Raw genomic sequence first — 26,702 nt, forward strand, 5'->3', positions numbered from 1 at the left:
CGGTTCCACGGTCACCGGACCCAATCGTGGAACCGGGCGCCGCTGAACTTGCTCTCGCCGCGGAACTCGGTCCGCTGGACGCGCAGCGGCCCGCGGAAGATCACCCCGCTGAACCACGCCCGGCGGTGGAACACGGTGTCGTGCATGTGCAGGATGCCGTCGTTGACCATGCCGGTGAGCCACGCGTCGCCGTACACCTGCGATCCCCACAACGCGTTCGAGCTGTGCAAACGCGCGTAGCGCATGGTCAACTCGCCGATCGACCGCCCGGAGAGGTCGAAGTACTCCAGTTCGGCGCCGGTCAGGTCCAGGTCGTAGTGCGGCTCTTGGCCCGCGGGTGCCAAGAGGTCTGAGATGAGCCGTTGCGCGGTCTTGCGCACCTGGTAGTCCCCGTCTTCGACGGGGGCGCGCAGGTAAGAGCACAGGACGTCCAAGACGGTCTGCGTGTAGTACGGACGTGCCCGCGCGAGACCGGTGAGAACGTGCAACGCGCCTACCCGGACCTGAGCGGCATCGTTGCCCAAGAGCTCGACGGCCTTGGCGAACCGCTCGTCGGCCACCCGTTCGCGGTCGAGGTCCGTGCGGGTGTTCTCCAACTCTTGGCGGCGCTCCTCTACCCGGCGCCTGCGGTCGTTGAGCCAGAGCGCGTAGAGCGCGATCACCGCGCCGCCGGCAAGACCACCGGTCTTGAGCGCTTCGCCGCGGTTGGCGTTGGGCTCGGTCAGCAGCCACCCGGCCACCGCGCCCAGCAGACCGATGGAGGTCAAGAGCGCCACGGCCAGCCACAGCCGGTCCTTGGGCTTGCGGATCACCGAGACGATGCCGACGATGACACCCGCGACGAGGAAGACGAGTCCGGTGATCAGGAAGGCCAGGCTCACCGGCCGGAACCTACCGCACCCGGGGCGGCACCCCTGGGCGCGGCGGGCGGGTCAGCCGGTGGCCAGGACCCTGAGCCGGTCGGGAGTGCCGTTGAAGTAGTCCTGGTCGAGCGGGGTGGAGGTGTACTGCCAGAACGTCCACACCGGCCAGTTGTTCGGGAGGGTGCCCACGGTCGAGGAGTAGCGGGCGACCCAGAGGGGGTTGGTGCCGGAGAACGTCTGCGCGGTGCCCACGCACTGCGACCACCAGTTGGTGCTTGTGTAGAAGACGGCGTCGCGGCCCGTGCGGGCGCGGTAGGTGCCCGCGAACTCGCGGATCCAGGCAGCCATGTCCGGCTGGGTCTTGCCGTAGCAAGTCGGGCCGTAGGGGTTGTACTCAAGGTCGGCGACGCCCGGCAGCGTCTTACCGTCGCGCGACCACCCGCCCCCGTTGCTCACGAAGTAGTTCGCCTGCGCCGCGCCGGAGGACTTGTCGGGCAGCGCGAAGTGGTACGCGCCGCGCACCATGCCCACGCTGTACGAGCCGTTGTACTGCTGGGCGAAGTACGGATTGGTGTAAGAGGTGCCCTCGGTCGCCTTAACGTAAGCGAACCGTTTGCCCTGGTTCCACCAAGAGGCCCAGTTGACGTTCCCCTGGTAACTGGCCACATCCATGCCGGACACCGTGGCGGCCGGGGCTATCGGGACCGGCCCGCGCTCAGCACCCTCGTGCAGTCGGATCTGCGAGCCCAACTCGTGGTTCATGATCCGGTCGGCCCGCTCGGACGCGCTCGCCGGGGCGGCGAGGAAGGCGGTCGACAGGACCGTGAGGACGGTCGTCAGGACGGGTCTGGCGCAGTGAGCTGTGGAGTGCATGGGTCGCCCTTTCCGAGTGCCCGGATGATCGGGAGCCTGTACAGGGGGTAGCCGCTCGTGTGTCGATTGTGATCGGATAACCATCAATTTGTCACGCTGTTGCGTGAATTCCTCACTAGATCGGGGGTGATCTGGGGTAACGACTTCCGCTGTGGTCGGGAAGTCCCCCACGGCCGACACCTGCGCGTGACCAACCGGCTGCGCTATGTCAACTGAGGACTTCTCCGGCCGCAAACACGCATCCGGGCTGGCTACCTGGCGTTGAACAGGCGAGACTTTGCGTGGACATCGGGGAAGGAGAGCGGGTGGGCGGACCCGACGCGTTCGCGCGCATGTGGGCCACTGTGCTCACCGAAACCGGCTACGTGGCCATGGACCACCGTGGGCTCGTCGACCAGGTGCGCGAATACACGGAGGTGCTGCTCGCCGCCCTGCGCTCGCCCCGGTTCAACCCGGTGCCGGTCGAGGGTGTCGGCGCCGGCCTGGTCGCGCTCCGGCTCACCGCCTCGCGCGCGCTGGCCACCTCGCTGCAGCTGATCGGCGAGGAGCTGCTGCGCGTGGTCGACACCCCGGACCTCAAGGCCGAGCGGCTGCCCGCGGTGCAGGGCGCGTTCGCCAACGGGTTCGCCACCGCGATGCAGTACAAGATCTTCCGCGACCAGGAGGCCATCCGGCGGGCCGCCCTCGACGCCCGCCGCGGCGCCGAGTCGGCCCTGCTCGCCAGCGAGGCCCGGTTCCGCGCGATGTTCGACCAGGCCGCCGTCGGCATCGCCATCGCCGACGCGCGCGGCGTGCTGGTCGAGGTCAACACCGCGCTCGCCACCATGCTCGGCTACCAGGTCCGGCACATGCGCGGCATGAACGTCAACGCGCTCCGCTTCCCGAACGAGCCCGCCGCCATGCACCAGCCGCTGCTGGAGATGAGCGTGGGCGAGCGCGACCACTACCGGATGGAGCGGCTGCTGCGCCGGTCCGACGGCACCCCGCTGTGGACCGACCTGTCGGTGTCGCTGGTCCGGGACGAGACGGGGGTCCCGCAGTACCTGGTGGGCATGTTCGAGGACATCACCGAGCGGCACCTGCTCGAGGACCGGCTGCGGCACCAGGCCAACCACGACCCGCTCACCGGCCTGGGCAACCGGGCGCTGTTCACCGAGCGGCTCAGCGCCGCGTTCGCCTGCGGCGGCGACACCCGGGTGGGCGTCTGCTACCTGGACCTGGACGGCTTCAAGGTCATCAACGACAGCCTGGGCCACGACATCGGCGACGACCTGCTGGTCGCGGTGGCCGCCCGGCTCGACGACCTGGTCACCGCCCCCGGGCGGATGGTCGCCCGGATGGGCGGCGACGAGTTCGTCGTGCTGATCGAGCGCAGCGCGGGCCCCGACGAGCTGGTGGCCCTGGCCGAGAAGATCCTGGCCGCGCTGGCCGAACCGGTGCCGATCGGCGGCCACCGGCTCTCGGTCTCGGCGAGCATCGGCCTGGTGGAGCGCGCCGTGGTCGGCGCCACCCCGGCCGAGACCATGCGGGACGCGGACGTGACGCTGTACTGGGCCAAGGCGGACGGCAAGAACCGTTGGGCCGGTTACGATCCCGAGCGCAACGCCCGCGAGGTAGCCCGGTTCACGCTCTCGGCGCGGATGCCCGCCGCGGTGGAGAGCGAAGAGTTCTATGTGGACTACCAGCCGATCGTGCGGCTCAGCGACAGCAAGCTGGTCGGGGTGGAGGCGCTGGTCCGCTGGGCGCACCCGGAGTTCGGCAGACTGGGGCCCGACCAGTTCATCGGGCTGGCCGAGGAGACCGGGTTGATCGTCCCCTTGGGACGGTGGGTGCTCCGCGAGGCGACCCGGCAGGCCCGCCGCTGGCACGACGCGTACGGGAGCCGGGCGCCGCTGGTGAGCGTCAACCTGGCGGCCCGCCAGACCGAGGAGCCGAACCTGGTCGCGGACGTGGCGACGATCATCAAGGCGGCCAACCTGCCGCCGTCGAGCATCCAGCTGGAGCTGACCGAGAGCGCCATCATGGGCACCACCGGCGGCCCGCTGCAGGCGCTGCACGACCTGGCGGACCTGGGCATCCGGATCGCGATCGACGACTTCGGCACCGGGTACTCGAACCTGGCCTACCTGCGGCACCTGCCGGTGCACGCGATCAAGCTGGCGGGCTCGTTCATGGAGGGCCTGCGCGACGGGGCCGAGGCCGATCCGGCCGACGCTCAGATCGTGACGACGCTGGTGGCCCTGTCGCACGCGCTCGGGCACGAGGTGATCGCCGAGGGCGTCGAGGACCCGGGGCAGGCGGAGCAGTTGCGCGCCATCGGTTGTGACAGCGCGCAGGGCTGGTTGTTCGCCAAACCGGGCCGGCCCGAAGAGATCGAGCGCTGGCTGGAGGTCTGACCGGCAGGCGGCTCACCGCTGCGACTGCGTCATCGGGCGGTCACATTCGTCGAGCCCGCCGATTCACCGCGGGTCGGGCTCGGTGGTCGGTTCGGTCAATTCGTTCGGGGCGGTTCACTGGGTCGGCTGGGGCAAGGCGGCGATCACACGGTCCAGCACGGCGCGCCAGTGGTCGCGTTGCCGGGCGCGTTCTTCGGCGTCAGCGAGCCATTCCTGGTGGAACCGCAGGGTGGTGTTGGCGCCCTTTGTAGACAGTGCTACTTGGACAGTGGTGTCGTGGTCCCAGTCCGCCGGGCGCCAGGTGAGGCGGACGCGGTCGTTCTCGTGGTAGCTGCGGACTTCGCCAGTCGTGCCGTCGGCGGTGGTGTAGCGGGAGCCCTTCTCGGGCTGGAGGTCGGCGCCCGCACCGAGCCAGATGGCGGTGCCCTCGGGGCTGGAGATGAAGCGCCACAGGTGTTCCAGGGCGTACGGGAGCGTCTTGGAGACGCCGATGTTCCACCCCACGTCTTTGGTTTGACCCACCATCCGCGCACCCTCCCGCTGTAACCGCTTTAACCGGTAGATGACACCGACTATAGTGGTTACATGCGGGTCCTCACCAGCCCTACCGGCACGCGATACACCTTCGACCCGGGCAGCCCGGCGGTCGAACTCCTGCTCAGCGGCGGCCCGGGCCGGTATGAGAGGTGGGAGGTGCTGCACGAGCCCGCCGACCTGCGCACCTGGCTGGCGGACTCGATGCTCGGGGGCATGGCGCCGCTCACGGACCTGCGGATCCGCCCGGCGGAGCTCGCCCGGGTCAAACACGTCCGAGACGCCCTGTGGGATGTGCTGGTCGCGGTGGCCCGCGGTGAGGAGCCGGTGGGGTCGCACATCGAAATCCTCAACCAGGCGGCGGAATCCCCACCCCGCCCCCGCGTAGATCCAGACACCGGCGCCCGCGAGTGGGTGGGCCCGGTCACCGGAACCCAGGTGCTCGGCGCCCTCGCCCGGGACGCGCTGGATATCCTGAGCACGGGTCGCCGATCGCGGATCCGCGAGTGCGCGGCCGGGGATTGCCACTTGGTCTTCGAGGACACCTCAAGACCGGGCAACCGCCGCTGGTGCTCCATGCAGCGCTGCGGGAACCGCAACAAGATCAATAACTTTCGGGCCCCGGCCGGTCCGGAGATCGGTCAGGGGTAGGGCGAGAGGTTGGAAACAGGGCGAGACGTCGGCCGGGAAGTGGGCGGGGCGAGGGGGCAGGCGAGAGTTCGGCCGAAGAGGTCCGTCGAGAGTTGGGTCAAGGGGTCGGTCAGGACTGATCGTCGGCGTCGGACCGTGCGGGGGTGAACTGGCCGTCCGGCTTGGTGATCATCAGGAACAGCCGGGTCACCGTCGGGCACGGCCACTCGCCACCGCAGGTGTCGGTGTGGTCCTCGTCGCCGGTGGTGTGCGCGACGATCATGTCCCGCACGGTCTGGCTGAACTCGATCACGAGCGCGCGGAGCACCTCGACCTCGCTCTCGACCCACGTGGTCCGGTCCTCCACCCAGTACTCGACCGCCTCGACGCGCTCCAGCAACAAATTGCGTACGTAGTCTTGCGAGGCGACGAGGACGGGGTTCGGGGAGTCGATCTGCATCTGGGTCATGACAACAACCCAAATGGGGTCCCGACGGTCAAGCTAGCGGAAAACATTAGCCCGATCGGGTGGCAATTTCCCCTTGCCCGACGGTCCATCGGTATCAGTGTCACATGGACTACAGGGAGCCCACAATCCGCAGTCGCGAACTGGGCGAGGGACTGCGCGCGGCGATGGTGGGGGCGGGTCTCAACGGCAAGCAGATCGCCAGGGTGCTGGACTGGTCGGAGAGCAAGGTGTCGCGGATGTTCCAGGGCACGCGAGGCGTGTCCGAGGTGGATGTCGCGATGTTCCTCGGCGTCTGCGGCGTGGCGGGCGAAGAGGGTGAACGCTTGCTGGGCTTGTGCAAGGAGCGGGACACGAAGAGCTGGTTCCAGCAATACGGATCCCGGCTACCCAAGCAACTCCGCACTCTCATGGATCACGAAGAGCAAGCCGAGGCAATTGCTCAGTTCGAGCCGATCTTGGTCCCAGGTTTGCTGCAAACAGCCGACTACGCCAAGGCGGTCATCCAACGCATCGTCAACGTCCCGCGCGATGAGATCGAAGAGCGGGTGATCGCTCGGCTTGCGCGGCAGCAGAAGCTGAAGCGTGACAGGGCGGTGAGCTGCACCTTCTACCTCCACGAGTTCGTTCTCCGCCTGCCGGTGGGAGGCGCCGAAGTGATGTCCGGCCAACTGCACGAGCTACTGAGGCAGTCGGTGCGCAACCACATCTCGATCCGGATCGTGCCCGCAGACTTCGGCGCTCACGCCGGCACTGCCGGCACCTTCGAGCTGATGGAGTTCAAAGGGCGCCACAAGCCGGTGGCCTATATCGAGAGCGAGACCTCATGCTTGTTCATGGAGCAGGCCGCAGAGATCGAGGCCTACCGGGCGATCCTCGCCGAGCTAGCTGTCACGGCGCTGGGTGAGCAACAATCGAGGGAGCTGATTGCCAACCTGGCAACCGAGCTCTATGCCGATCGGGAGGACAACGATGAGCGGGCCTGAGCCGGACGTCCTGGACAGGATCGTCTGGCGCAAGAGCAGTTTCAGTGCTGGCAACGGCGGATGTGTAGAGGTGGGGTGGCGGAAGAGCAGTTTCAGCGCGGGCAGTGGCGCTTGTGTCGAGGTCGGTCCCAGCGCCACCGGGGTGGCTGTGCGGGACTCCAAGCAGGTCGACAGCCCACTCCTCTCCTTCCCCACCCCCGACTGGCGCTCCTTCCTGACCTCCCTCTAACCCACCCTCAACCCACCCGCTACACCCGCGCCAGGTCCGCCGCGGGAACGACCGCCGTGATCGGTCCGCTCGGGTTCACCACCAGCGGGTGCCCGTGCAACATCCGTGCCACGTCTCGTCCGCGTACCTCTCGCCACCCCGGCCACGCGGGCGGCACGTGCGCGGGCGAGGTGCACACCGGCACCATCACGCGTCCGTCGCGGTTGCGGAAGCCGGTCACCTCCCGATCCCCTGACGACCTCGCGAAGATCAACAATTCCGCCGCCAGCAACTCCGGGAGCAACTCCTGCTGTTCCAGGTGCCTGGTGAAGATCAGCTGGATCGCCTTCTCCAACCGGTTGGTCGCCACCGGCATCCGCAGTGCCGTTGGTGACGGGCGGTAGTCATCATTGGCCCGAAAGCCGTCACCGATGTCACCCCGCTCGTCCACCGGGTACGCCCCCACCACCGCCCACGGGGGCAGCTCGTCGTGCGGCCCGAACTCCGGGTCGATCACGTACAACCAGCTGTTCGGGTTCGACCGGGCGCTGGCCCGCATGTCGAGGGTGATCTCCGGACGCTCCATCGACGGCTCCCTGTCACGAGACGGTGACGGCATCCTAGGGCCCGCCGCTCACCTTGGGTAACCGAACTGCTCCGCAGTGCTCACGTCCAAGAATCCCCACGTGATCGGGCAATACCCCGGAACCGTTCCGCGTTGTCGCCCATCGGAGCTAGAGTCGTCACAAAAGCACAGGACCAGGGGAGTCGAACGGTGTTTCTAGCCGATGGCGGCGGGGGGAGTTCCGCACCGGAACCCGCCTTCGCCGGAACCCAGACCCTGCGGGTCGAGCCGTCCGCCATCCCCGGCGCGCTCGCCGCCTTCCGCGCGGCGCACGCCCGGGTATCCGAGAAGGTCACCGCGCTCGACGGCCTCCAGGTCCCCCGCTGGGCCGACGACCCGGTGAGCGGCGAGACCGCCACCGACTTCGTCCGGCGCACCAACGGTGGCGCCGCCGACTCCGCGATCACCTGCCTGCGCGGCTACCAGGACCAGCTGCAGAAGGCGATCGACGCGCTCGCCGAGGCCGAACGCGGCTACCAGCTGACCGAGGGCACGAACTCGGCGATGTGGGGCAAGACCCACCAGGGCTGACCGGCCCGCACCAGCACGTCAGTCACGTCCCGCTCGTCCTGCAGAGCTTGTAGAGCTTGTCCGGCACAGCACCTACCCGAGGGTGATCAGTTATGGCAATGCACCGGTGGTGCGGGTACGACCACCCCACCCTGCACAAGATGATCAACGGCGGGCCCGGCCCGGCCGCGTCGACGCCGCAGACCGAGTACTGGGACGCGCTCAACGCCGAGCTGGCCGACATCGACGCCGAGCTCAACGCCAAGCTCGCCACCCTGCAGGCCAGCTGGGAGGGCGGCGCCGCCGACCAGGCCCACGCCGGTCTCACCCCGCTGCAGGCCTGGGCCACCGACGCCCAGACCGGCGCCACCGGCATGCGCGCGTCCACCGAGTTCCAGGCCGACATGATCGCCCGGGCCCGGTCCGAGATGCCCGAGCCGGTCAAGGTCACCACTCCGGCCCCCTCCGGCTGGGACAAGCTCGCCGCGGGCGCCGCGCTGCTCACCGGCAACCCCGGACCCGCGGCCGTGGTCGCCGGTCAGGCGCAGGACCACGAGGCGCAGGAGTCCGCGCAGGACGAGGCCTCGCAGAAGGCCGTCGACACGATGGAGTCCTACCAGTCGAGCAGCCAGTTCAACACCGACACGCTCGGCACCTTCGTGCCGCCGCCGGACGTCGTCGTCTCCACCCCGCCGCCCTCGGGCGGGGTCGGCTACGAAGTTGGCACCTACGGCGCGAACTTCTCCGGCGCGCACGGCAACACCGGCACCTCGGCCGCCAACTTCTCCACCTCGCACGTCACCGTCACCGGTGGTAACAACCATGTCGCCCCGGCGGGCACCGGTGGTAGCCACTTCGTGCCGACTGTGACCACCGGCGGTCACCCGTCGCCCACCGGCTACACGCCGCTCGCGGGCGGCACCACACCTTCAGGTTTCACGCCGTTCGAGGGCGGGGCCAAGGCGCCGATCAAGTTCGACCCGATCACCACCAACACGCCCACCGGCACCGGTGGTCCGGGTGGTGGCGGGCAGTTCACCGCCAACGGTGTCGGCGGCTTCTCCGGTCAGCTCTCCGGCGGTGTCAACAGCGCCGAAGGCTTGCGCGGCGGCGGTTCCACGGGCGCCAGGGGCGGTCTGGGCACCGGCGCGGGCTCGCCCGGCGGCTCCGGCGCGACCGCGGGGGCCGAGGGCAACCGCGGCCAGGTCGGTCGCGGCGGCATGTCGGGCGCGGGTGCGCTCGGCGGTGGCGGCGAGAACGTGATGGGCACCCGTTCCGGCGCCTCGGCCACCGGCCGTGGCGGGGTCGGCGCCGGTGGCGCGGGCACCCGTTCGGGCCAGGAGTCCGACGAGGAGGAGTACGAGACCGCCAGCTACCTGGTCGAGACCGACGACGTCTTCGGCGACGACCGCGCGGTCTCGCAGGCCGTCCTCGGCGCGGACGAGTGATGCCGTTCGGGGCGGTCGAGGTGGCCAGCGAACCGGTCTCGCTCTCCGCGCTGGAGTTCGACGTGCTCTGGGAACACCTGGCGCCGGGCACCATGCCGCTGGTGGTCAAGGTGCCCTCGCCGGGCAAGACCTACGAGGAGCGCGCCGCGCTGACCGACCGCGTCTGGGCCGGTCTCGAGGCGCGTGGTCTCGGTCGCAAGGTCGACGTGCACCCGGAGATCGAGCACCTGTTCGCGATCCTGGCCCGGCCCGACCGCGAGGTCGACGGCCGCACCTGGATCGGGCGCGGCGTCCGGCTGCTGGCGTGCGCGCTCGGCGAGAACGACGGCGCGCTGGCCGTGCTCAGCGACGACGGCACGATCCGGCTGAGCCGCACCTCGCCCGCCGGCCTGCCCGCGGCCGCGGTCGGCGTGCTGCCGGTGGTGAACGCGGGCCCCGGCCAGTCGATCACCTTGCGCACCAACGACTTCGAGTCCGCCGCAGCGGCGGCCGAGGGCACCCAGAAGGGGTTCGAGAACGCCCTGCGGTCGCGCGGGGTCCGGGCCGAGGACGCCACCGCGCTCACCGAGATGATCACCGATGTGCTGGGCACCGGCAACTTCGGCGCCGCCGCCCGCGACCGCCTGGACCGCCGCGTCCGCGCCGACCGCGTGGTGTCGTTCTTCGACACCGAGCACGGCCGCTACGTGCAGGTCCGCCGGGCGGCACCGGACAAGACCCTGTGGACCACCATCTCCCCCGCCGACAACCGGCGGCTCGTGCAGCAGGTCGAGGACGTCCTCGCCGACGTGGTCCGGGGCACCGAGGACTAGCTTGCCGCGCAAACCCGTTGACCCACGAGAACTCCGCGAGGCCGTCGCCGCCGTCCTGCCCTGGCTCGACGGTGGCCCGCAGCCCGCTCGCCCGGTGTTGGCCGCCGCCGTGCGGCTTAGCTTGCGCACACTGGAGAACGACGTCCCCGGCCACACCGTCGAGGTCCGGGTGCCGCCGTTCGCGGCGGTCCAGTGCATCGACGGTCCCCGGCACACCCGTGGAACTCCACCCAATGTTGTGGAGACCGACCCCCGGACGTGGCTGGAACTGATCACCGGCGCGCTGCCGTGGGCGACGGCTGTGGGCGACGGCCGGGTGACGGCGTCCGGCTCCCGCGCCGACCTGTCGAGCCTGCTGCCGATGCTGCGCTACTGACACCCGGGCTACTGCTACCTGGGCTACTGGCACCTGGGCTACTGGCACCCGGTTGTCCCCGATCAGCTGTTGTCCCCCGATCGAGTGAGCTGCCGGCAATCCGGCCGTGTGCCGTACGGGGCTGCCTAGGGTGGGGCCGTCACGCTGGCGCGACCTGGAGGTTGGGTGTCCGGATACGGGGTGGTGATCGCCGCGCTGCGCAAGTCGGCCGGGGCGGTGCGCAGCGCGGGTGAACAGGCGGCGGTGGTCGACCTCGCCGGGACCGTCGCGGGCGTGCCGGGCGCGCTGGCGGGGAGCCGGAGCGCGGCCTCGGCGTCAGCGCTGTCGCAGGCTTGGCGCACCCAGGTGCGGGAGTGGAGCAATTCCGCGATTGCCCTGGGGGACAACATGTCCGGGGCGGCGGGCCGCTACGAGAAGAACGAGCAGGAGGCCAAGGAGAACCTGACGCTGTCCTGGCCGGGGTCGAGGTTCTTCTGATGCCCACCTACGGCGAGGTGCGCACCTGGCAGTCGGGTCCGCTCGACGAGGCGGAGCAGCAGCTCAAGGCGCGGTCGGACAGCCTACTCGGACTCGCCGACGAGCTCGACGCCTCGGCCAAGCCCGCGGGCTGGCACGGTCTCGCGGCGGACGGGGCGATGGCCGAGCGCGGCCGGGTCACCGATCGGATGGAACACCTCGTCGCGGGCGTGAACGCCGCCCGGTCGGCGCTGATGGTGGCGGCCGACCGCGTCATCGAGCTGCGGAACCTGGTGTCCGACACCGAAGGCGTGGCGAGCGCCCACCGCTTCGCCATCGACCACAGCGGTTCCGTCGTCGACCACGGGCCGCCGCCGGAGACACCCGCCAACCAACGGGAAGCGGTGCAGGCGGAGCGGAACCGGATCAGGACCGAGCTGGTCGACCGCGTCGGGCAGATCATGCGCTACGCCAACGACATCGACGGCACGCTCGCCGGCGTGCTCGACCAGGTCGCGCAAGGCAAGATCAGCGACGGCGGCGCCACCACCCTCGCCGACGCAGCGAAAGCCGGTGAGCCGCTGGGGATCCCAGGCGCACCACCGAAACCGCCCACCGACGCGGGCGCGGGCAAGCACGGCGTCGACCCCTGGTACACGACCGCCGACGACCGGTTGATGCACGGACTCGCGGGTACCGCGGCGGACGGCGCCGAGACCCTCGGCATGACCCACGCGGCGGCGAACCTGCGGCACTACCTCGGCAACAGCGGCGACCCGATGACGGTCAACCCGGACGAGATGACCCGCGACGTCAGCGGTTTCCGCACCCAGGTGGACAAGACCACCGCGGCCGAGATGCGCAGGCTCGCCGCCGAAGCCGCCGCCAACGGGACCTACGGCAAGCCGGTACAGTTCAGCACCGGCTGGAAAGGCCACTACATCACCAAGAGCGCGAGCCAGGACTGGTTCTACGCGATGGGTGGTGTCCAGTACGCCGTGACCGGCGTGGCCACCGTGCACCCGCCGGACCACCCGGGAGGAGAGCCGCGCGTGGACGTGCAGTACCAGACCCACGTCTTCGACCGCTACAACTGGGACGGCGGCAAGTCCACCACCATCGGCCCCATCACCATCACCGACGAGTCGATGGCCGAGATGCACCGGGCGGGCGTGGCGCAGGAGTACGACATCTCCGGCACCGGCGGCGTCAAGCACTACACCGGCCCCGTCCCGGCCGCCGGCGAACTCCCACCCCCACCCGACAACCGCGACGGCCAGCGCGGCGACCCGGGCCGGTCCCGGCGGTGAGGCTGCTCGCCCTGGTGATCGCGATCTGCGCGATGACGGCCTGCTCGACCCCAGCACCGCAGGAGGACAGGATGACCCAGCCCGCCGCACCCGAGGAAGCACTGCGGTTCGGCGGGATCAGCCTCCCACCGTCCGGCCGCGTGCTGGGGGTGGAGAACGAGGCGGGCATCGACGAGCTCTACCGGGTCGTCGTGGGCCTACCGGCGGTCGACGTCCCGGAGTTGTTGTCCGACTCGGGTTTCACCGTGCCGCTCACCCCGGACGCGGGGCCGTTCCAGGACTCCGTCAAGGGATTCGACCTCGCCGCCGGGAAGTCCGTGCGCGCGGGCGAGGATACCCACCAGGTCGGCGGCCGCACGATCACCAGGCAGCTGGCGGTGGACGAGACCGACCCGATCACCGCGACCGTGCACCTTTGGCTCTTCACGACGTGACCGGCGCGGGTGAGTCCCTGAGCGAGATGAGCCCGCTGGAACAGCAAGTGGTCGACGCCGCCCGCCGTGGCGTGTGGGCTGAGCCCAGAACCTCGGTGGGCGTGGCGGAACTCGCGTCCACCGAGGATGCCGGGCTCTGCGTGCGGGCCGAGCTGATCCGCGAACTGCTCATCGGCCGCCACGGTGAGCTGGACCCCCACGGGCTGCGGGTGCGGGGTGTGCGGATCCTCGGGCAACTGGACCTGGAACACGTCACCGCTGTCGTGGGCTTCGCCCTCACCAGGTGCGCGCTGCCACAGGGGTTCACCTGCTGCTCGGCCCGGTTGCAATGGGTTGACCTGCGCGGGAGTTCGCTGTCGGGGTTGACCGCCGACGGCCTGCGCACCGACGACCGGCTGTCCCTGGAAGGTGCCACTCTGCGTGGTGCGGGCGAGTTGGGCGCTGTGCGGTTGATCGGCGCTCACATCGGCGGTCAGTGCGACTTCGAGCGCGCCACGATCGTGAACGACACCGGACCCGCCCTGTGCGCGGACCGGATGCGCACCGGCGGCAGCCTGTTGGCGGAGGGCGTGATCCTGCGCGGGGCCGGCAAGTCGAGTGCTGCGCAGTTGATCGGCGTCCAGATCAGTGGCCAGTGCGACTTCGAGGGAGCCACGGTCGTCAACAGCGCCGGACCTGCGCTGTGCGTCGACCGGATGCGCACCGACGGCAGCCTGTTGTTGGCGGGCGCCACTGTGCTCGGTGCGGGTGAGTTGGGCGCTGTGCGGCTGCTCGGCGCCCAGATCGGCGGCCAGGTGAATCTCGCCGGGGTTCAGGTGGTCAACGAATCGGGTCCACTGCTGGTGCTGAGCGAGGCGCGGGTGGACGGCATCCTGACCATGCCCGCGCCCGTGGTGTGCCCGGAGGGCAGCGTCGCCGTTCGGTCGGGTGACTGCGCGGCTGGTCAGCGGCAGGTGTTCGTGCATGGCCTGGAGTTCGCCCGGTTGGACCGGGTGTCGTGGCGGGAGTGGTTGCACCTGCTCGTGCACCACACCCCCAAGTACGCGCCGCAGCCCTACCAACAACTCGCGGGCGTCGAGCGGATCTCGGGCCACGACAACAACGCCCGGCAGATCCTCATCACCCAGCAGGACGACCTACGCCGTCGCGCCCCCGAAGCCCTCGGCGGAACCCTGGCGCGCTGGCGGCACCGGCTCTGGGGAGTGGTCGGGCGCTACGGGTACCGCGCCCACCGCCTGGTAACCGCCTTGGTGCTCACCCTCACCGTCGCCGGGGCCCTCGGGTACCTGGCCGGGCAGGTAACGACCCGGCCCGGTCACCTCGCCGCCGAACGGGTCCTGCCCGCCACCGCCCCGAGCACCGGGCCGGGGACGGCGTGTTCCACCGCCGAACTCATCGGGTTGGGCATCGACCGCGGCCTCCCGCTGGGCGCCACCGGCCTGCGCGCCCGCTGCGACCTGGCCACCGACACCCGCTGGGGCCAGGCGTTCACCTACGCGATCTGGGCGCTGCAAGCCATCGTCTGGGCGTTGGCCACCCTCGCCGTCGCCGCCTACACCGGACTCGTCCGCAAACCAGCCTGATCAACTCCGGGGCGGGGCGGCCGAGACCGCCGCGTGCTCCGGCGCTGGGCGGTTGCGGCGCAGCACGACCACCAAGCCCACCGCGCCGATCACCGCCAGGACGCCGTAGACCGCGAGCAGGGCGGGCGGGGTCGTGCCGGTCAGGGCGTCGCCCAGGACCACCGCGGCCGTGGTGCCCGGGAGGCTGCCGATGATCGTGCCCAGCAGGTACGGCCGGAAGTTGATCGTGGACAGTCCACACGCGTAGTTCATCGGTGCGAAGGGGACCATCGGCACCAGTCGCAGTGAGGTCACCGCGGCCAGGCCGCCGGTGGACAGGCGGGCGTTGACCGCGCGGACCACGCCGCGCTCGAGGTGGGGTTCGATCCAGCGCCTGCCGAGGCCCCGCGCCAGGTAGAACGCCACCGTCGCTGCCACCGCCGTCGCGGCCATCGACACCACGACGCCCCACGGGCCGCCCAGCAGGAGGCCCGCCGACAGGTTGAACACCGTGCGCGGGATCGGCGGGATGGTCAGCAGCGCGTAGAGCACCAGGAACAGCACCGGCGTCGCCCAGCCCGCGCCCGCCGCCCAGGTGCGCACCTCGACCGGGCTCGGGATCGGGATCAGCGAACCCACCGCCACCACGGCGACGAGGGCACCCAGAAGGATCAACCACGCGGTACGTCCGGCCACCCGACCACGGTAATGGCAACGCCCCGCGGGTGACGCGCCCCACCATCGGATGGCGGGTGCCGCCCGGAGCAGCACTTACACTTGGGTGCAGCCTCACTCCATCCCAGGGAGCGCATCGGTGGCCGACCAGTTGTCAACTGGCCTTTTTCCGCACTCCGACCAGCCAGAAGCCGAACCCCGCGAAGAATGCGGAGTGTTCGGGGTCTGGGCCCCAGGTGAGGAAGTGGCGAAGCTCACCTACTACGGTCTGTACGCGCTCCAACACCGTGGGCAGGAAGCGGCTGGCATCTCCGTCGCGGACGGTAACCAGATCGTCGTGTTCAAGGACCTCGGGCTCGTCAGCCAGGTCTTCGACGAGCAGGTCCTCGTCTCGCTGCGCGGCCACGTCGCCGTCGGGCACTGCCGCTATTCCACCACCGGGTCGACCACCTGGGAGAACGCCCAGCCGACGTTCCGGACCACGGCCACCGGCAGCGGTCTGGCCCTCGGCCACAACGGCAACCTGGTCAACACCGCCGAGCTGCGCGACCGCGCCAAGGCCCTCGGTGTGATCGGCCGCTCCGGCGCCACCACCGACTCCGACCTGCTCGCGGGCCTGCTCGCCGCGGGCGCGGCCGACAAGGGCATCGAGCAGGCCGCGATGGAGCTGCTGCCCACCGTGCGCGGCGCCTACTGCCTCACCTTCTCCGACGAGTCGACCCTCTACGCCGCCCGCGACCCGCACGGGGTGCGCCCGCTGGTCCTGGGCAGGCTCGAGCGCGGCTGGGTGGTGGCCAGCGAGACCGCCGCGCTGGACATCGTCGGCGCGTCGTTCGTCCGCGAGGTCGAGCCGGGCGAGCTGATCGCCATCGACGCAGAGGGCCTGCGGTCCAGCCGCTTCGCCAACCCCGAGCCCAAGGGCTGCGTCTTCGAGTACGTCTACCTGGCCCGCCCGGACACCACGATCGCCGGCCGCGGCGTGCACGCCACCCGGGTCGAGATCGGCCGCAAGCTGGCGGGCGAGTTCCCGGCCGAGGCCGACCTGGTCATCCCGGTGCCCGAGTCCGGCACGCCCGCGGCCATCGGCTACGCCCAGGCCAGCGGCATCCCGTACGGCACCGCGCTGGTCAAGAACGCCTACGTCGGCCGCACCTTCATCCAGCCGTCGCAGACCATCCGCCAGCTCGGCATCCGGCTCAAGCTCAACCCGCTGCGCGACGTCATCCGCGGCAAGCGGCTCGTCGTGGTCGACGACTCGGTGGTGCGCGGCAACACCCAGCGCGCCCTGGTCCGGATGCTGCGCGAGGCGGGCGCGCTTGAGGTGCACGTGCGCATCGCGTCGCCGCCGGTGCGCTGGCCGTGCTTCTACGGCATCGACTTCGCCTCCCGCGCGGAGCTGATCGCCAACGGCCTCGACCTGGACGGCATCCGCCGCTCCATCGGCGCCGACACGCTGGGCTACGTCTCGCTGGAGGCGCTGGTCGCCGCCACCGAGCAGCCCCGCACCCGGCTCTGCTCCGCCTGCTTCGACGGCGAGTACCCGATCCCGCTGCCCGAGGACGCGCTCATCGGCAAGCACCTGCTCGAGGGGCTGGCCAAGGGCGTCACCGGCTCCGCCGAACCGGTGCACTCCGCCGGGTACGGTGCCGAGGACGCGCTCCGCCGTCCGTGACCAGCCCGTCCGTGACCAGCCCCTCCGGGACCCTCCGACCTGATTCGAGCCATGACTGAGACCAGCTCATCCGAGTCCACCGCCAACGCCACCTACGCCGCGGCGGGGGTGAGCATCGAGGCGGGCGACGAGGCCGTCGAGAAGCTCAAGCCGTGGGCCGCCAAGGCCAACCGGCCCGAGGTGCTGGGCGGCATCGGCGGGTTCGCGGGACTGTTCAAGCTGCGGCTGGACCGGTGGAAGGAACCGGTGCTGGCGTCCTCGACCGACGGCGTCGGCACCAAGATCGCCGTCGCGCAGGCCCTGGACATCCACGACACGGTCGGCGTCGACCTGGTCGCCATGGTCGTCGACGACCTGGTCGTCTGCGGGGCCGAGCCGCTGTTCCTGCAGGACTACATCGCCGTCGGCAAGGTCGAGCCGGACAAGATCGCGGCCCTGGTCAAGGGCATCGCCGAGGGCTGCGTCCAAGCGGGCTGCGCCCTGCTCGGCGGCGAGACCGCGGAGCACCCCGGGCTGATGTCCGACGGCGCCTACGACCTGTCGGCCACCGGCGTCGGCGTGGTCGAGGCCGACCAGGTGCTCGGCCCGGACCGGGTGCGCCCCGGTGACGTGCTGATCGGCATGGCGTCCTCGGGGCTGCACTCCAACGGTTACTCCCTCGCCCGGCACGTGCTGCTGCAGATCGCCCGCATCCCGCTGTCGGGCCACGTCGAGGAGTTCGGGCGGACGCTGGGCGAGGAGATGCTGGAGCCGACCCGGATCTACGCCAAGGACTGCCTGGCGCTGATCGCCGAGACCGAGGTCCGCACCTTCGCCCACATCACCGGCGGCGGCTTGGCGGCGAACCTGGCCCGGGTGATCCCGCACGGCCTGCACGCCCAGCTGGACCGGGGCACGTGGAGCCCGCAGCCGGTGTTCTCGCTGATCGCCCAGCGCGGCCGGGTCGACCGGGTCGAGATGGAGCGGACGTTCAACATGGGTGTCGGCATGGTCGCGGTGGTCGCGCCCGAGGACGTCGACCGCGCGCTGGCCGTGCTCACCGCCCGGCACGTGCCGTCGTGGATCCTGGGCGAGGTCCGCCCCGCCGAGGACGCCGACGCCCCGCGCGCCGAGCTGCGGGGCGACCACCCGCGCTTCTAGCCCTCCCCGCGTTCGCGATCGCTCAAAGATCCCCTTGTTCACCCGGTGAACAAGGGGATCTTTCACACGTAGGATTGTTCAACGATTGAACTGTTCACACGGAGAACATGTGAACTATCCGATCGTTGAACTCCCGGGCTGATTTGGCGATGAGGCAACCTGAACCGGAGGCGGCCCGTACCACTGGCTGACCGAGGGAGGTGCCGAGGTGCCCGACCGCGACGCGGAGTTCGGGGAGTACCTGGACAGCCGGGCCGTCGTCATGCGCAGAACAGCCTTCCTGCTCAGTGGTGGTGACTGGCACCGCGCGGAGGACCTCGTGCAGACGACGCTCGCGAAGATCTACGTGGCCTGGCCCCGGCTCAACCGGGAGAACGGGGTGGACGCCTACGCCCGCAAGGTGATGGTCCGCTCCGCCATCGACGACTCGCGACGCGCCTTCCGCCGCCGGGAGAACGTCGTCGAGTACCTCCCCGAGGTCGGCGTCCCGCCCGCCGGGGTCGACGACGCCGTCGACGTCCGGCGCGCGCTCGCCCAGCTCCCCCCGGGGCAGCGGGCCGTGGTGGTGCTCCGCTACTGGGAGGACCTCTCCGTCGCCGAGACCGCCCACGCGCTCGGCAAGAGCGAGGGGACGATCAAGAGCCAGGCCGCCAAGGGCCTGGCCACGCTGCGCAAGCTGCTCGCCGGTGGCCGCGTCCTGCTGGAGGGCCCCCGATGACCGACGACCTGCACGACCTGCTGGGCAAGGCCTTCGCCGACGAGCCCCCGCTGACCATCGACCGCGCCGCTGTCCTGGCCGACGGCAAGCGCAGGCTCCGCAGGCGGCACACCCTCGCCGCCGGTGGTGTGGCCCTCGCGGTCGCCGTCGCCGTGGTGGGCACGTCCGCGCTGGCGGGCGGCGCCTTCGGCCTGGACCCGCCCGACGAGATCCAGCCCGCGGAGCGCACCGCCGTCCAGCTGACCCCGACGCCCCGGTCGGCCGGGCCGTCGTCCACCGTGACCCAGGCACCGGTCGTGGTCACCACGAAGACCCCGCCGACGTCGGCGTCGGTCACCCACAGGCCGGAGCTGCCCAGCCTGGCCATCCCCCACGAGACGCGGGCGCGCCTGTCCGACGCCATGCAGTTCGCTCGGATTCCCTGGCCGAGCGGGGTCGGCCTGCGGCCCGGTTTCGCCGACTCCGCGAACTGGTACGAGTTCGACGGCCAGGGCGCCTTGGCCGCCGAGCTGGTGACCACGCGCGGCAGCCGCCAGCTGAGCGTGCAGGTCGCGGCCACCGCCGACGGCCCCGCGATCACCCAGTGCGGCAACCCCAAGACCGTCCCGGACTGCGACTACCGGGAACTCCCCGACGGCACCCGGCTGGAGGTCGCGACCGTGCCGTCGAACAAGGAGCTCGCGCAGGTCCTCGCCGCCCGACCGGACGGGACGACCGTGCTGGTGATGGAGTACTCCGGCGGGCGCGAGGACCGCGGGTCCCGGGTGCTGCCCGAGGACGTGCTGGTCGCCATCGCCACCCTGCCCGGGCTGAAGCGGTAATCGCTTGCCCGGGTTGGCATGCTGGTGGGCGTGCCCGACGACCTGGTGGTGTCCCGAACGCTGGTGATCCCGGCGACCGAGCTGCGCGAGCGGTTCTCCCGGTCGTCCGGTCCCGGCGGCCAAGGCGTGAACACCGCCGACAGCCGGGTCGAGCTGTCCTTCGACGTCGAGCGCTCGCCCTCGGTCGCCGACCACCTGCGCGTCCGGATGCTCGCCCGGCTGGGGAACCGCCTGGTCGACGGCGTGGTCACCATCGCGGCGAGCGAGTTCCGCGCCCAGCTGGCCAACCGCGCCGCCGCCCGTGAGCGGCTGGCCGCACTGCTCCGGCAAGCCGCCGAGCCGCCGCCACCGTCCCGGCGCGGCACCAAGCCGTCCCGCGGGGCGCGCGAGCGCAGGCTCACCGACAAGAAGCGGCGCGCCCAGACCAAACAGGGCCGCCAGTCCCCTCGCGACGAGTAGCCGCCCCCGCGCCGCGTGAACGGCCGGCGCCGACTGGATGAACGCGCTGAGTGAGCGCGGGCACAGCGGGAACACGGGCCAACCGGCGCGCGCTGAACCTCTTGCCATGCCGAGGTTCGCCCGCGCGCGAACCACCCCCCGTCGGAGGAAAGCCCGTGAGCCTGCTCTTCAGCCCGTTGACGTTGCGATCGGTCACCCTGCCCAACCGGGTGGCGGTCAGCCCGATGTGCCAGTACTCCTCGACCGACGGGCTCCCGGACACCTGGCACCTGGTCCACCTGGGCTCGCGCGCGGTCGGCGGCGCGGGCCTGGTCCTGGTCGAGGCCACCGCGATCGAGGCCATCGGGCGGATCTCGCCGGACGACACCGGCATCTGGTCGGCCGCGCACGTCGAGGCCTGGCGCCCGATCACCGAGTTCATCAAGGCCCAGGGCTCGGTCCCGGGCATCCAGCTGGCGCACGCGGGCCGCAAGGCCTCGAGCTACAGCCCGTTCGGCGGTGGCAGGCACGGCGTGCCCGACAGCGACGGCGGCTGGACCCCGGTCGGCCCCACCGACGTGCCGTTCATCCCGGAGTACCGCACCCCGCAAGCGCTTTCGACCGCCGAGGTCGAGACCCTGGTCGAGACGTTCGCCCAGGCCGCGCGCAACGCCGTCGAGGCGGGCTTCGAGGTCGTCGAGGTGCACGCCGCGCACGGCTACCTGCTGCACCAGTTCGTCTCGCCGCTGTCCAACACCCGCACCGACGCCTACGGCGGGGACTTCGCGGGTCGGGTGCGCTTCCCGCTGGAGGTCACCCGGGCGGTGCGCGCGGCGGTCGGAGAGGACGTGCCGGTGCTGGTGCGCGTCTCGGCGACGGACTGGACCGACGGCGGCCTGACGGTGGACGACTCGGCCGAGTTCGCCCGCGCGCTCAAGGAGGCGGGCGCCGACCTGATCGACGTGTCCACCGGTGGCAACGCTGCGTACGCCAAGATCGAGACCGGCCCCGGGTACCAGGTGCCCTTCGCCGACGCGATCCGGCGCAAGGCCGAGGTGGCGACCGGTGCCGTCGGCGAGATCACCGACCCGCACCAGGCCGAGCGGATCCTCGAGGACGGATCGGCTGACCTGGTGCTGCTGGCCCGTGAGCTGCTGCGCGACCCGTACTGGCCGTTGCGCGCGGCAGCCGCACTGGGTGCGGATGTGACCCCGCCGATCCAGTACGCGCGGGCGTTCTAGACCTCGGGGGTTCCAGACCGCGCTGTAGCGGCCATCCCGGCACGCGGGATGGCCGCCACAGCGGAGGTGAGGGGGTGTTCGGCGTAGGGGTCTAGCACCCGGGAGCGCTGGACCCGGGATTCATCGCCGGTAGTCGTCGTACTCGTCGTCGGACGAGTCGTCCAAGCGGTCACCGTTGTCGTGACCGTCGTCGGATTTGCCGCCCGACAGCTCTCGCTGCAGGGCGTCGAAGTCCGTGGCGTGTGAGCTGTACTTGAGCTCCCGGGCCACCTTCGTCTGCTTGGCCTTAGCTCGGCCGCGCCCCATGGCTCGACCCCCTCGCGCAGTGACGGGGCGGCCGGGGGAACGGCGGCCCCGTAGATGTCGACAGTTGATTCCTGCTAAGTACCGTACCGTGCCGAAGGGGTTCGATGCGACGCGGCACGGTGTGCAGAACCTGACATCACCGAGAACACCCTCGCCCGGGCACCCGCACCGTTGCGGTCCGTGAAACCATGGGTGGGTGCCTCGTCCGTTCGTCGCCTACCTGCGGGTGTACGAACCGTTGTCCGCGTTCGCCGAACCGCTGGCCGGATTGCTGCGCAGCGCCATCGAGGCCGGTCGCCTGGACCACGCCGACGCCGGGATTCGCGAGCGCGAGGTGTGGCTCAAGTCACAAGCGTCGGACCCCGCGGCGATCCTGCCCGGCGAGCTGCCGGACGGTCGGCCCACCCCCAGCTCGATCCGCGACGTCCTGGTCCTCGACCCGGCCGCTGTCCCGCTCGACCAGGCGACCCTGGCGCCGGGCCCACTCGTGTGCCCGCTCGACCTGCGCGCCCGCTCGGCCGCGGCGATGGTCGGTTTCCTCGCCACCTCGACGCCCACCCTGCGCGAGGCGGTGCTGTCCACCTCGCCCGAGCAGGTCCGGCAGAAGGCGACGAGCGTCCTGGGCGAGCTGCCCAGCGGTGCCGTGCACGTGGTGTCCACGACCTGGACGGTGCCGCTGCCCTGGTTCGCCCTGGTAGACCCGGCCCGGCGGCACGTCGTCCTCGCCACCCGCGAGGACCCCAAGCGCCAGGTCTTCTGGCGCACCGCCATGGGCGACGCGCTGCGCCGGGTGGAGCGCGCCCGCTCGCTGTCCGCGCAGACCTTCGGCGAGTCCGGCCCCACCAAGGTCCTCGCCGACACCGCCCGCTGGCTCGGCAACTTCGACCCGGGCTCCGCGGTCGAGCTCGACTACGGCGGCCTGGTCCAGCTGCTCTCCGACGAGGAGCTGGTGGACGACTCGTCGGCGCAGGACGTGCACGACATCCTCGACGCCATCGAGCACTCGGCCCCCGACGAGGTGGGCGACCGCTTCGAGCGCCTGCGCGACTTCTGGGGCGAGCTCGCGGTCCGCGAGCAGATGAACTGAAGCGGGTGGGGCGGGCCGGGCCGTTGCAGCGGTGGCCCGCCCCCGGCTGGGCTCGTCCGGACCACTGGGCGAGGAACCTCCGGGCCGCCGGTCATGCCGGCGAGCCAGGCTCCAGTGTCAGCGCGGGACCGGCTCCACGCCACCGTTTCCCGTTGCGTTTCGTTGCGTTGCGCGGCTGTGCAAGATCGCTGACCTGCTGAAACGTCGACGGCGTCGGCCGGACGGGGGTACTGGCCCGCGAGCTTGCCGCCGCTGGGTCGCAAGATCGCGTCGCGGGCTCCCGGTGTTGCGCAACGCCAGGAGGCAAGCGGGCGAAACGTAAGTGGACCCCGCAACGGTGTGTGGTGTGTCAGAACTGGGTTGGTCACCACCGAGGAGGGCCGGGTTGCAGCCCGCGCTCCGGAGTTCACCCCCGCTGGTGGCCGTCCACTCGGACTCTCGTCCGGACCCATGGTGTGAAGGAGTGCTCGCAATGATCGTGCGCAGGGAACCCGATCGGCGGTGGCCGCGACCGCGGCTGTACGTGCTGGTGGTCATCCTGGTCGGGATGGCCGCGCTGGTGCTGGCCGGGCGCTCGCCGGAGACGGCGGTGGCCCTGGTGAGCAGTGGGGCGCTGCTGGCCGCCGAGGTCGCCGACCGCCTGTTCGGGTCCGCCCGGGCGGTGGCCGGATGACCGACGACCAGCACGGTCCGACCGAGTGGATCCCGGCTCCACCCCGGCCCGAGCGCGCCGAGCCGGCCGCCCAACCGGCCGCCCAGCCGCAGCCCGCGGACTTCCAGGACCAGCTCCAGCTCTTCGCCGCCGAGCTGCTGAGCCTGCGCACCCAGCGCGGGCTGACGCTGGACCAGCTGTCCCGGCGGGCCAACTACTCCACCGCCCAGCTGTCCCGGGCCACCCGGGGCGACCGGCTGCCCACCTGGCAGGTCACCGAGGGCTACGTGCGCGGCTGCCAGGAGGAGGGCGACGAGAACGCGGTCGCCGCCACCGTGGCGCGGTGGCGGTGGAAGTGGGAGACCCTGCACGCCGCGGCGGCCGCCGCCGCTGTCGCCCCACCGGTGCGCGAGGACGAGCCGCGCCCGGAGGACGAGGGACCCGTCGTCGGGGTCGTACCCCCGCCCGGTGGCGGGGAGCCGCCCGGTGATGATCGAGTGCCCGGGGGCGGCGGGGAGGAACCGCCCGTGCGCAAGAGCCGGGTGCGCCCGGTGCTCGTCGCCGTGATCGGTGTGCTCGCGCTGGGCTTGGTCGCATGGCTGGCGATACGCGCGATGGGGTCCGGTGACGATCCCGACCCCGGCAAGCCGGGCGCGGTCTTCGTGCCGTGGGTCTCCGCGCTCCAGCCGTGCGCGGCGGGCGATCGGCGGGAGACGCTGACCGTGGCGGCGTCCGCGGACAAGTCGAACGTGCTGACCGGGCTCGCGGCGAGCTACCAGCCGCACCTGGTCAACGGCACCTGCGTCGAGGCCAAGGTCGTCCTGGCGAACTCCGGCATCTGGATGGACCGGCTGGCCCAGGGCTGGGACGAGGCGAGGTGGGGACCCCGGCCCGACGTGTGGAGCCCGGCGTCGTCGATGTGGCTGCCGCTGGCCCGGGCCAAGGCCACCGACGCCGCCCGGGCCGCGCTGCCCACCGGCGACGACTTCGAGTCGATCGTGACCACGCCGCTGGTGATCGCCGTGCCGCGCACGGTCGTCGACAAGATGAAGTGGGCGGGCACCGAGCTGGGCTGGCAGAAGCTCGACGAGCTGGCCCGCGACCCCGCGGGCTGGGCGGGCAAGGGCGACCAGGGCCTCGGCCCGTTCAAGCTCGGCAAGACCAACCCGACCCAGTCCAGCTCCGGGCTCAACGCGACGCTGGGCCAGTTCCTCGGCCTGTCCCCGGGGCGCCCGCTGGACGAGTCGGTGCTCACCGACCCGGCCAACCAGCGCTCGATCGAGGCGGTCGAGAAGGCCGTCGAGCACTACGGCGACACGACCCTGACCTACCTGGCCAACCTGCGGGAGAACGACGGCACCACCGCGTCGTACCTCTCGGCGATCACCATCGAGGAGAGCTCGATGGTCGCCTACAACGAGGGCTACCCGTGCGGCGCGGCCAGCCCGGGCGACCGCTGCCGCAAGGGCGCGCGCCCGGCGGTCCCGCTGGTCGCGTTCTACCCGCCGGAGGGCACCTTCTACTCGGACCACCCGTTCATCCCGATGCCCGGGATCAGCGACGCCAAGGCCAAGGTCGCCGCGGACTTCCTCGGCTACCTGCACTCCAGCCAGGCGGCGGAGAAGTTCGGCGAGTACGGCTTCCGGACCATCAACCCGGACCGGTCCGCCGCGCCGAGCAAGTTGGTCACCGCGGCCAACGGCGCCCGCCCGGACGCCCAGCTGCCCGCCACCATGCCCCGGCCCAGCGGCGCCACGCTCAAGGCGGCGCTGCAGGTGTGGCAGAAGGTGCGCAAGCCGGCGAACGTGCTGCTGGTGATCGACACGTCCGGGTCCATGGGCCCGCCGACCCCTGCCGACCAGAACGGCTACCCGCCGGGCTACGCGGGTCCGTCCAAGCTGGACCGGGTGAAGGGCGCGGCCGAGGTCATCATGGGCGAGGGCACCTTCACCGACCGCGACCGGGTGGGCCTGTGGAACTTCTCCACCCGGCTCAACGGCGAGGCCGACTACAAGGTCGACGTGGAGCTCGGCGCCCTCGGCGACGCCGCGGCGGTCGGGACCCGCCGCGCGCAGATCCGCACGGCGCTGGCCAACCTGAAGCCGGTGGGCGCCACCGGTCTCTACGACACGATTAACGCGGCGGCCGACCACCTGAAGGCGCACTACGACCCCGGTGCCATCAATGCCGTCGTCGTCCTCACCGACGGGAAGAACGAGGACACCAACCAGCAGACCGACAGCGCTTCGCTGATCACGACGCTGGGCGCGGAGAAGGTCAGCCCGGTCCGGGTCTTCGCCATCGCCTACGGCGACGGCACGGACTTCAACCGCGACGGGGAACCCGGCGAGCTGCAGAAGATCGCCCAGGCGAGCCACGGCGCCGCCTACGACGCGACCGACCCGGCGTCCATCGAGACGGTGTTCACCAACGTCCTGTCCAACTTCTAGAGAGCAGACGACAATAGGCGCCCCTCCGCGGAGGGGCGCCTGTTGTCTTTCCAGTGTTGTTAGTGCAGCTCGTCCAAGAGGCCGTCGGTCAGGCGGGCGGCGCCGACCGGCACGCCACCGCCTAGGACGTCGTGCTCGGCCTTGTCCTCGAGCTCGGGGGCGTCGTAGCCCAGGGCCCGCAGGACGCCGACCAGGATCGGGGTGCGCGGGCGGGGCGCGCCGTCGTCGATCTTCATCGCGACCGCGGTGCCGTCGGCCAGGACCATCGCGTGCACGCCCTCGGCGCCGCCCTTGACCAGCAGCCCGGGGATCGCCTGCATCAGCTCGGTGTCGTCGCGGTTCGTGCCGCCGACCAGGTGCGGGTGGGCCCGCATCGCGTCGGCGACCCGGCGGCGGCGGGTGCCCGGCTCGGCCAGCACCAGCCGGGTGTAGCCGGTGGCCAGGCCGGTCAAGGTCAGCGCGAACAGCGGGGCGCCGCAGCCGTCGACGCCGATCGAGGTGATCCGCTCGCCGGTCATGTCCTCCACCGCCTCGGCGATGGCGACCTGCGCCGGGTGCTCCGGGTCGAGGTACTCGCGCACGTCCCAGCCCTGCTGGGACGAGGTCGCCACCATTGCCGCGTGCTTGCCGGAGCAGTTCATCGCCGCCGCGCGCTTGCCGCCACCACCGGCGATCACCCGGTTGCGGGCGGCCAGGTTCATCGGCCAGTCCGGCGGGCAGCCCAGGTCGGACTCGGCCAGGTCGTTCTTGGCCAGGATGCCCAGGACCTGCTCGACGTGCTCGGTCTCGCCGCTGTGCGAGGCGCAGCCCACGGCGAGGTCGGCGTCGTCGGGCAGGTCGAGCCCGGCCCGGAGCAGCCCGAGCCCCTGCAGCGGCTTGTTGCACGACCGGGTGAAAACCGGCTCGTTGACCTCACCGAGGGCAAGCCTGATTTCCCCGTCCGGGGCGAGCACGACGACGGACCCGCGGTGGATCGACTCGACGAACCCCGAGCGCAGGACCTCGACCAAGAC

General features: G+C 71.2%; 29 protein-coding genes. 21 read left to right on the top strand and 8 right to left on the bottom strand.

The window, feature by feature from the left end:
- Positions 1–11: 11 nt before the first annotated feature.
- Positions 12–881, bottom strand: a complete 870-nt coding sequence (locus QSK30_RS06375; RefSeq protein WP_352231545.1) for a pentapeptide repeat-containing protein — start codon at positions 879–881, stop codon at positions 12–14.
- A gap of 51 nt (positions 882–932) precedes the next feature.
- Complete coding sequence (locus tag QSK30_RS06380) at positions 933–1,736, bottom strand: lysozyme (RefSeq protein WP_502871796.1); 804 nt, start codon at positions 1,734–1,736, stop codon at positions 933–935.
- 305 nt (positions 1,737–2,041) lie between these two features.
- On the opposite strand from QSK30_RS06380, the gene QSK30_RS06385 reads away from it, so the two are divergent.
- Positions 2,042–4,132 carry a putative bifunctional diguanylate cyclase/phosphodiesterase gene (locus QSK30_RS06385; protein WP_285500334.1) on the top strand — a complete coding sequence of 697 codons (2,091 nt, stop codon included), beginning with the start codon at positions 2,042–2,044 and terminating at the stop codon, positions 4,130–4,132.
- A 114-nt stretch (positions 4,133–4,246) separates the two neighbouring features.
- Here QSK30_RS06385 and QSK30_RS06390 read toward each other — a convergent pair whose 3' ends face one another.
- A complete protein-coding gene (locus QSK30_RS06390; RefSeq protein WP_285500337.1) occupies positions 4,247–4,657 on the bottom strand; it encodes an SRPBCC family protein in 411 nt (136 codons plus the stop codon).
- A 60-nt stretch (positions 4,658–4,717) separates the two neighbouring features.
- Here QSK30_RS06390 and QSK30_RS06395 point away from each other — a divergent pair, with 60 nt between their 5' ends.
- Positions 4,718–5,317: a CGNR zinc finger domain-containing protein gene (locus QSK30_RS06395; RefSeq protein ID WP_285500339.1), complete on the top strand. Its 600-nt coding sequence runs from the start codon at positions 4,718–4,720 to the stop codon at positions 5,315–5,317.
- A 109-nt stretch (positions 5,318–5,426) separates the two neighbouring features.
- Here QSK30_RS06395 and QSK30_RS06400 read toward each other — a convergent pair whose 3' ends face one another.
- The gene (locus QSK30_RS06400) at positions 5,427–5,765 is read right to left on the bottom strand and encodes a hypothetical protein (protein WP_285500341.1); all 339 of its coding nucleotides are present in this window, start codon (positions 5,763–5,765) and stop codon (positions 5,427–5,429) included.
- Between the two features lie 104 nt (positions 5,766–5,869).
- Between QSK30_RS06400 and QSK30_RS06405 the strand changes: the two genes are divergently transcribed.
- Both QSK30_RS06405 and QSK30_RS06410 read left to right on the top strand, forming a co-directional pair.
- Positions 5,870–6,748 (top strand): helix-turn-helix domain-containing protein, encoded by an 879-nt coding sequence (locus QSK30_RS06405; protein WP_285500343.1) that lies wholly within the window; start codon positions 5,870–5,872, stop codon positions 6,746–6,748.
- Complete coding sequence (locus tag QSK30_RS06410) at positions 6,735–6,977, top strand: DUF397 domain-containing protein (RefSeq protein WP_285500345.1); 243 nt, start codon at positions 6,735–6,737, stop codon at positions 6,975–6,977. The genes QSK30_RS06405 and QSK30_RS06410 overlap by 14 nt, the downstream gene beginning before the upstream one ends.
- A gap of 19 nt (positions 6,978–6,996) precedes the next feature.
- Here QSK30_RS06410 and QSK30_RS06415 read toward each other — a convergent pair whose 3' ends face one another.
- Positions 6,997–7,542, bottom strand: coding sequence for a type VII secretion system-associated protein (locus tag QSK30_RS06415; protein ID WP_285500347.1), 546 nt, complete (start codon positions 7,540–7,542; stop codon positions 6,997–6,999).
- Between the two features lie 189 nt (positions 7,543–7,731).
- On the opposite strand from QSK30_RS06415, the gene QSK30_RS06420 reads away from it, so the two are divergent.
- From QSK30_RS06420 to QSK30_RS06455, 8 genes are all read left to right on the top strand, one after another.
- Positions 7,732–8,112 (top strand): transcriptional regulator, encoded by a 381-nt coding sequence (locus QSK30_RS06420; RefSeq protein WP_285500349.1) that lies wholly within the window; start codon positions 7,732–7,734, stop codon positions 8,110–8,112.
- Positions 8,113–8,204: 92 nt separating this feature from the next.
- Complete coding sequence (locus QSK30_RS06425; protein WP_285500351.1) at positions 8,205–9,539, top strand: PPE domain-containing protein; 1,335 nt, start codon at positions 8,205–8,207, stop codon at positions 9,537–9,539.
- Entirely contained in the window at positions 9,539–10,351 is an 813-nt protein-coding gene (locus tag QSK30_RS06430; RefSeq protein ID WP_285500353.1) for an ESX secretion-associated protein EspG, read from the top strand. The genes QSK30_RS06425 and QSK30_RS06430 overlap by 1 nt, the downstream gene beginning before the upstream one ends.
- Position 10,352: 1 nt before the next feature.
- Positions 10,353–10,727 carry a sterol carrier family protein gene (locus QSK30_RS06435; RefSeq protein WP_285500354.1) on the top strand — a complete coding sequence of 125 codons (375 nt, stop codon included), beginning with the start codon at positions 10,353–10,355 and terminating at the stop codon, positions 10,725–10,727.
- Positions 10,728–10,892: 165 nt separating this feature from the next.
- Positions 10,893–11,204 (top strand): hypothetical protein, encoded by a 312-nt coding sequence (locus QSK30_RS06440; protein WP_285500355.1) that lies wholly within the window; start codon positions 10,893–10,895, stop codon positions 11,202–11,204.
- Positions 11,204–12,493 (top strand): hypothetical protein, encoded by a 1,290-nt coding sequence (locus QSK30_RS06445; protein ID WP_285500357.1) that lies wholly within the window; start codon positions 11,204–11,206, stop codon positions 12,491–12,493. The genes QSK30_RS06440 and QSK30_RS06445 overlap by 1 nt, the downstream gene beginning before the upstream one ends.
- Positions 12,490–12,927, top strand: a complete 438-nt coding sequence (locus tag QSK30_RS06450) for a hypothetical protein (RefSeq protein ID WP_285500359.1) — start codon at positions 12,490–12,492, stop codon at positions 12,925–12,927. Before QSK30_RS06445 ends, QSK30_RS06450 begins: the two co-directional genes overlap by 4 nt.
- Positions 12,909–14,510, top strand: a complete 1,602-nt coding sequence (locus tag QSK30_RS06455; protein WP_285500361.1) for a hypothetical protein — start codon at positions 12,909–12,911, stop codon at positions 14,508–14,510. Before QSK30_RS06450 ends, QSK30_RS06455 begins: the two co-directional genes overlap by 19 nt.
- On the opposite strand, the gene QSK30_RS06460 is transcribed toward QSK30_RS06455, so the two are convergent.
- Complete coding sequence (locus QSK30_RS06460) at positions 14,511–15,185, bottom strand: TVP38/TMEM64 family protein (RefSeq protein ID WP_285500363.1); 675 nt, start codon at positions 15,183–15,185, stop codon at positions 14,511–14,513.
- A 118-nt stretch (positions 15,186–15,303) separates the two neighbouring features.
- Between QSK30_RS06460 and purF the strand changes: the two genes are divergently transcribed.
- From purF to QSK30_RS06490, 6 genes are all read left to right on the top strand, one after another.
- A complete protein-coding gene (gene purF, locus QSK30_RS06465) occupies positions 15,304–16,836 on the top strand; it encodes an amidophosphoribosyltransferase (RefSeq protein WP_502871797.1) in 1,533 nt (510 codons plus the stop codon).
- Between the two features lie 51 nt (positions 16,837–16,887).
- On the top strand, positions 16,888–17,976 hold the full coding sequence (gene purM, locus QSK30_RS06470) for a phosphoribosylformylglycinamidine cyclo-ligase (RefSeq protein WP_285500366.1): 1,089 nt from the start codon (positions 16,888–16,890) through the stop codon (positions 17,974–17,976).
- A gap of 208 nt (positions 17,977–18,184) precedes the next feature.
- Positions 18,185–18,694 carry a SigE family RNA polymerase sigma factor gene (locus QSK30_RS06475; protein WP_285500368.1) on the top strand — a complete coding sequence of 170 codons (510 nt, stop codon included), beginning with the start codon at positions 18,185–18,187 and terminating at the stop codon, positions 18,692–18,694.
- The gene (locus tag QSK30_RS06480) at positions 18,691–19,515 is read left to right on the top strand and encodes a hypothetical protein (RefSeq protein WP_285500370.1); all 825 of its coding nucleotides are present in this window, start codon (positions 18,691–18,693) and stop codon (positions 19,513–19,515) included. Before QSK30_RS06475 ends, QSK30_RS06480 begins: the two co-directional genes overlap by 4 nt.
- Before the next feature lie 18 nt (positions 19,516–19,533).
- Entirely contained in the window at positions 19,534–19,974 is a 441-nt protein-coding gene (gene arfB, locus QSK30_RS06485; RefSeq protein WP_285500372.1) for an alternative ribosome rescue aminoacyl-tRNA hydrolase ArfB, read from the top strand.
- Positions 19,975–20,129: 155 nt separating this feature from the next.
- Positions 20,130–21,194, top strand: a complete 1,065-nt coding sequence (locus QSK30_RS06490; RefSeq protein ID WP_285500375.1) for an NADH:flavin oxidoreductase/NADH oxidase — start codon at positions 20,130–20,132, stop codon at positions 21,192–21,194.
- A 120-nt stretch (positions 21,195–21,314) separates the two neighbouring features.
- Here QSK30_RS06490 and QSK30_RS06495 read toward each other — a convergent pair whose 3' ends face one another.
- A complete protein-coding gene (locus tag QSK30_RS06495) occupies positions 21,315–21,500 on the bottom strand; it encodes a DUF3073 domain-containing protein (protein ID WP_285500376.1) in 186 nt (61 codons plus the stop codon).
- Positions 21,501–21,696: 196 nt separating this feature from the next.
- On the opposite strand from QSK30_RS06495, the gene QSK30_RS06500 reads away from it, so the two are divergent.
- The 3 genes from QSK30_RS06500 to QSK30_RS06510 all read left to right on the top strand — a co-directional run bounded on the left by QSK30_RS06500 (position 21,697) and on the right by QSK30_RS06510 (position 25,689).
- Positions 21,697–22,587 (top strand): DUF8083 family protein, encoded by an 891-nt coding sequence (locus QSK30_RS06500; protein ID WP_285500377.1) that lies wholly within the window; start codon positions 21,697–21,699, stop codon positions 22,585–22,587.
- Positions 22,588–23,059: 472 nt separating this feature from the next.
- Entirely contained in the window at positions 23,060–23,260 is a 201-nt protein-coding gene (locus QSK30_RS06505; protein ID WP_285500378.1) for a hypothetical protein, read from the top strand.
- The gene (locus QSK30_RS06510) at positions 23,257–25,689 is read left to right on the top strand and encodes a substrate-binding domain-containing protein (RefSeq protein ID WP_285500379.1); all 2,433 of its coding nucleotides are present in this window, start codon (positions 23,257–23,259) and stop codon (positions 25,687–25,689) included. The genes QSK30_RS06505 and QSK30_RS06510 overlap by 4 nt, the downstream gene beginning before the upstream one ends.
- Before the next feature lie 59 nt (positions 25,690–25,748).
- Here the strand turns inward: QSK30_RS06510 and QSK30_RS06515 are convergent, their stop codons facing one another.
- Positions 25,749–26,699: an asparaginase gene (locus tag QSK30_RS06515; protein ID WP_285500380.1), complete on the bottom strand. Its 951-nt coding sequence runs from the start codon at positions 26,697–26,699 to the stop codon at positions 25,749–25,751.
- Positions 26,700–26,702 lie beyond the last annotated feature (3 nt).

This window comes from Actinokineospora sp. NBRC 105648 (genome assembly GCF_030269645.1).
GTDB lineage: Bacteria > Actinomycetota > Actinomycetes > Mycobacteriales > Pseudonocardiaceae > Actinokineospora.

Coding starts and splice junctions, on each gene's coding strand:
- QSK30_RS06380 (WP_502871796.1), bottom strand. CDS start 1,736: ATGCACTCCACAGCTCACTGCGCCAGACCCGTCCTGACGACCGTCCTC.
- QSK30_RS06390 (WP_285500337.1), bottom strand. CDS start 4,657: ATGGTGGGTCAAACCAAAGACGTGGGGTGGAACATCGGCGTCTCCAAG.
- QSK30_RS06395 (WP_285500339.1), top strand. CDS start 4,718: ATGCGGGTCCTCACCAGCCCTACCGGCACGCGATACACCTTCGACCCG.
- QSK30_RS06400 (WP_285500341.1), bottom strand. CDS start 5,765: ATGACCCAGATGCAGATCGACTCCCCGAACCCCGTCCTCGTCGCCTCG.
- QSK30_RS06405 (WP_285500343.1), top strand. CDS start 5,870: ATGGACTACAGGGAGCCCACAATCCGCAGTCGCGAACTGGGCGAGGGA.
- QSK30_RS06410 (WP_285500345.1), top strand. CDS start 6,735: ATGAGCGGGCCTGAGCCGGACGTCCTGGACAGGATCGTCTGGCGCAAG.
- QSK30_RS06415 (WP_285500347.1), bottom strand. CDS start 7,542: ATGGAGCGTCCGGAGATCACCCTCGACATGCGGGCCAGCGCCCGGTCG.
- QSK30_RS06425 (WP_285500351.1), top strand. CDS start 8,205: ATGGCAATGCACCGGTGGTGCGGGTACGACCACCCCACCCTGCACAAG.
- QSK30_RS06430 (WP_285500353.1), top strand. CDS start 9,539: ATGCCGTTCGGGGCGGTCGAGGTGGCCAGCGAACCGGTCTCGCTCTCC.
- QSK30_RS06445 (WP_285500357.1), top strand. CDS start 11,204: ATGCCCACCTACGGCGAGGTGCGCACCTGGCAGTCGGGTCCGCTCGAC.
- purM (WP_285500366.1), top strand. CDS start 16,888: ATGACTGAGACCAGCTCATCCGAGTCCACCGCCAACGCCACCTACGCC.
- QSK30_RS06480 (WP_285500370.1), top strand. CDS start 18,691: ATGACCGACGACCTGCACGACCTGCTGGGCAAGGCCTTCGCCGACGAG.
- arfB (WP_285500372.1), top strand. CDS start 19,534: ATGCTGGTGGGCGTGCCCGACGACCTGGTGGTGTCCCGAACGCTGGTG.
- QSK30_RS06495 (WP_285500376.1), bottom strand. CDS start 21,500: ATGGGGCGCGGCCGAGCTAAGGCCAAGCAGACGAAGGTGGCCCGGGAG.
- QSK30_RS06505 (WP_285500378.1), top strand. CDS start 23,060: ATGATCGTGCGCAGGGAACCCGATCGGCGGTGGCCGCGACCGCGGCTG.
- QSK30_RS06510 (WP_285500379.1), top strand. CDS start 23,257: ATGACCGACGACCAGCACGGTCCGACCGAGTGGATCCCGGCTCCACCC.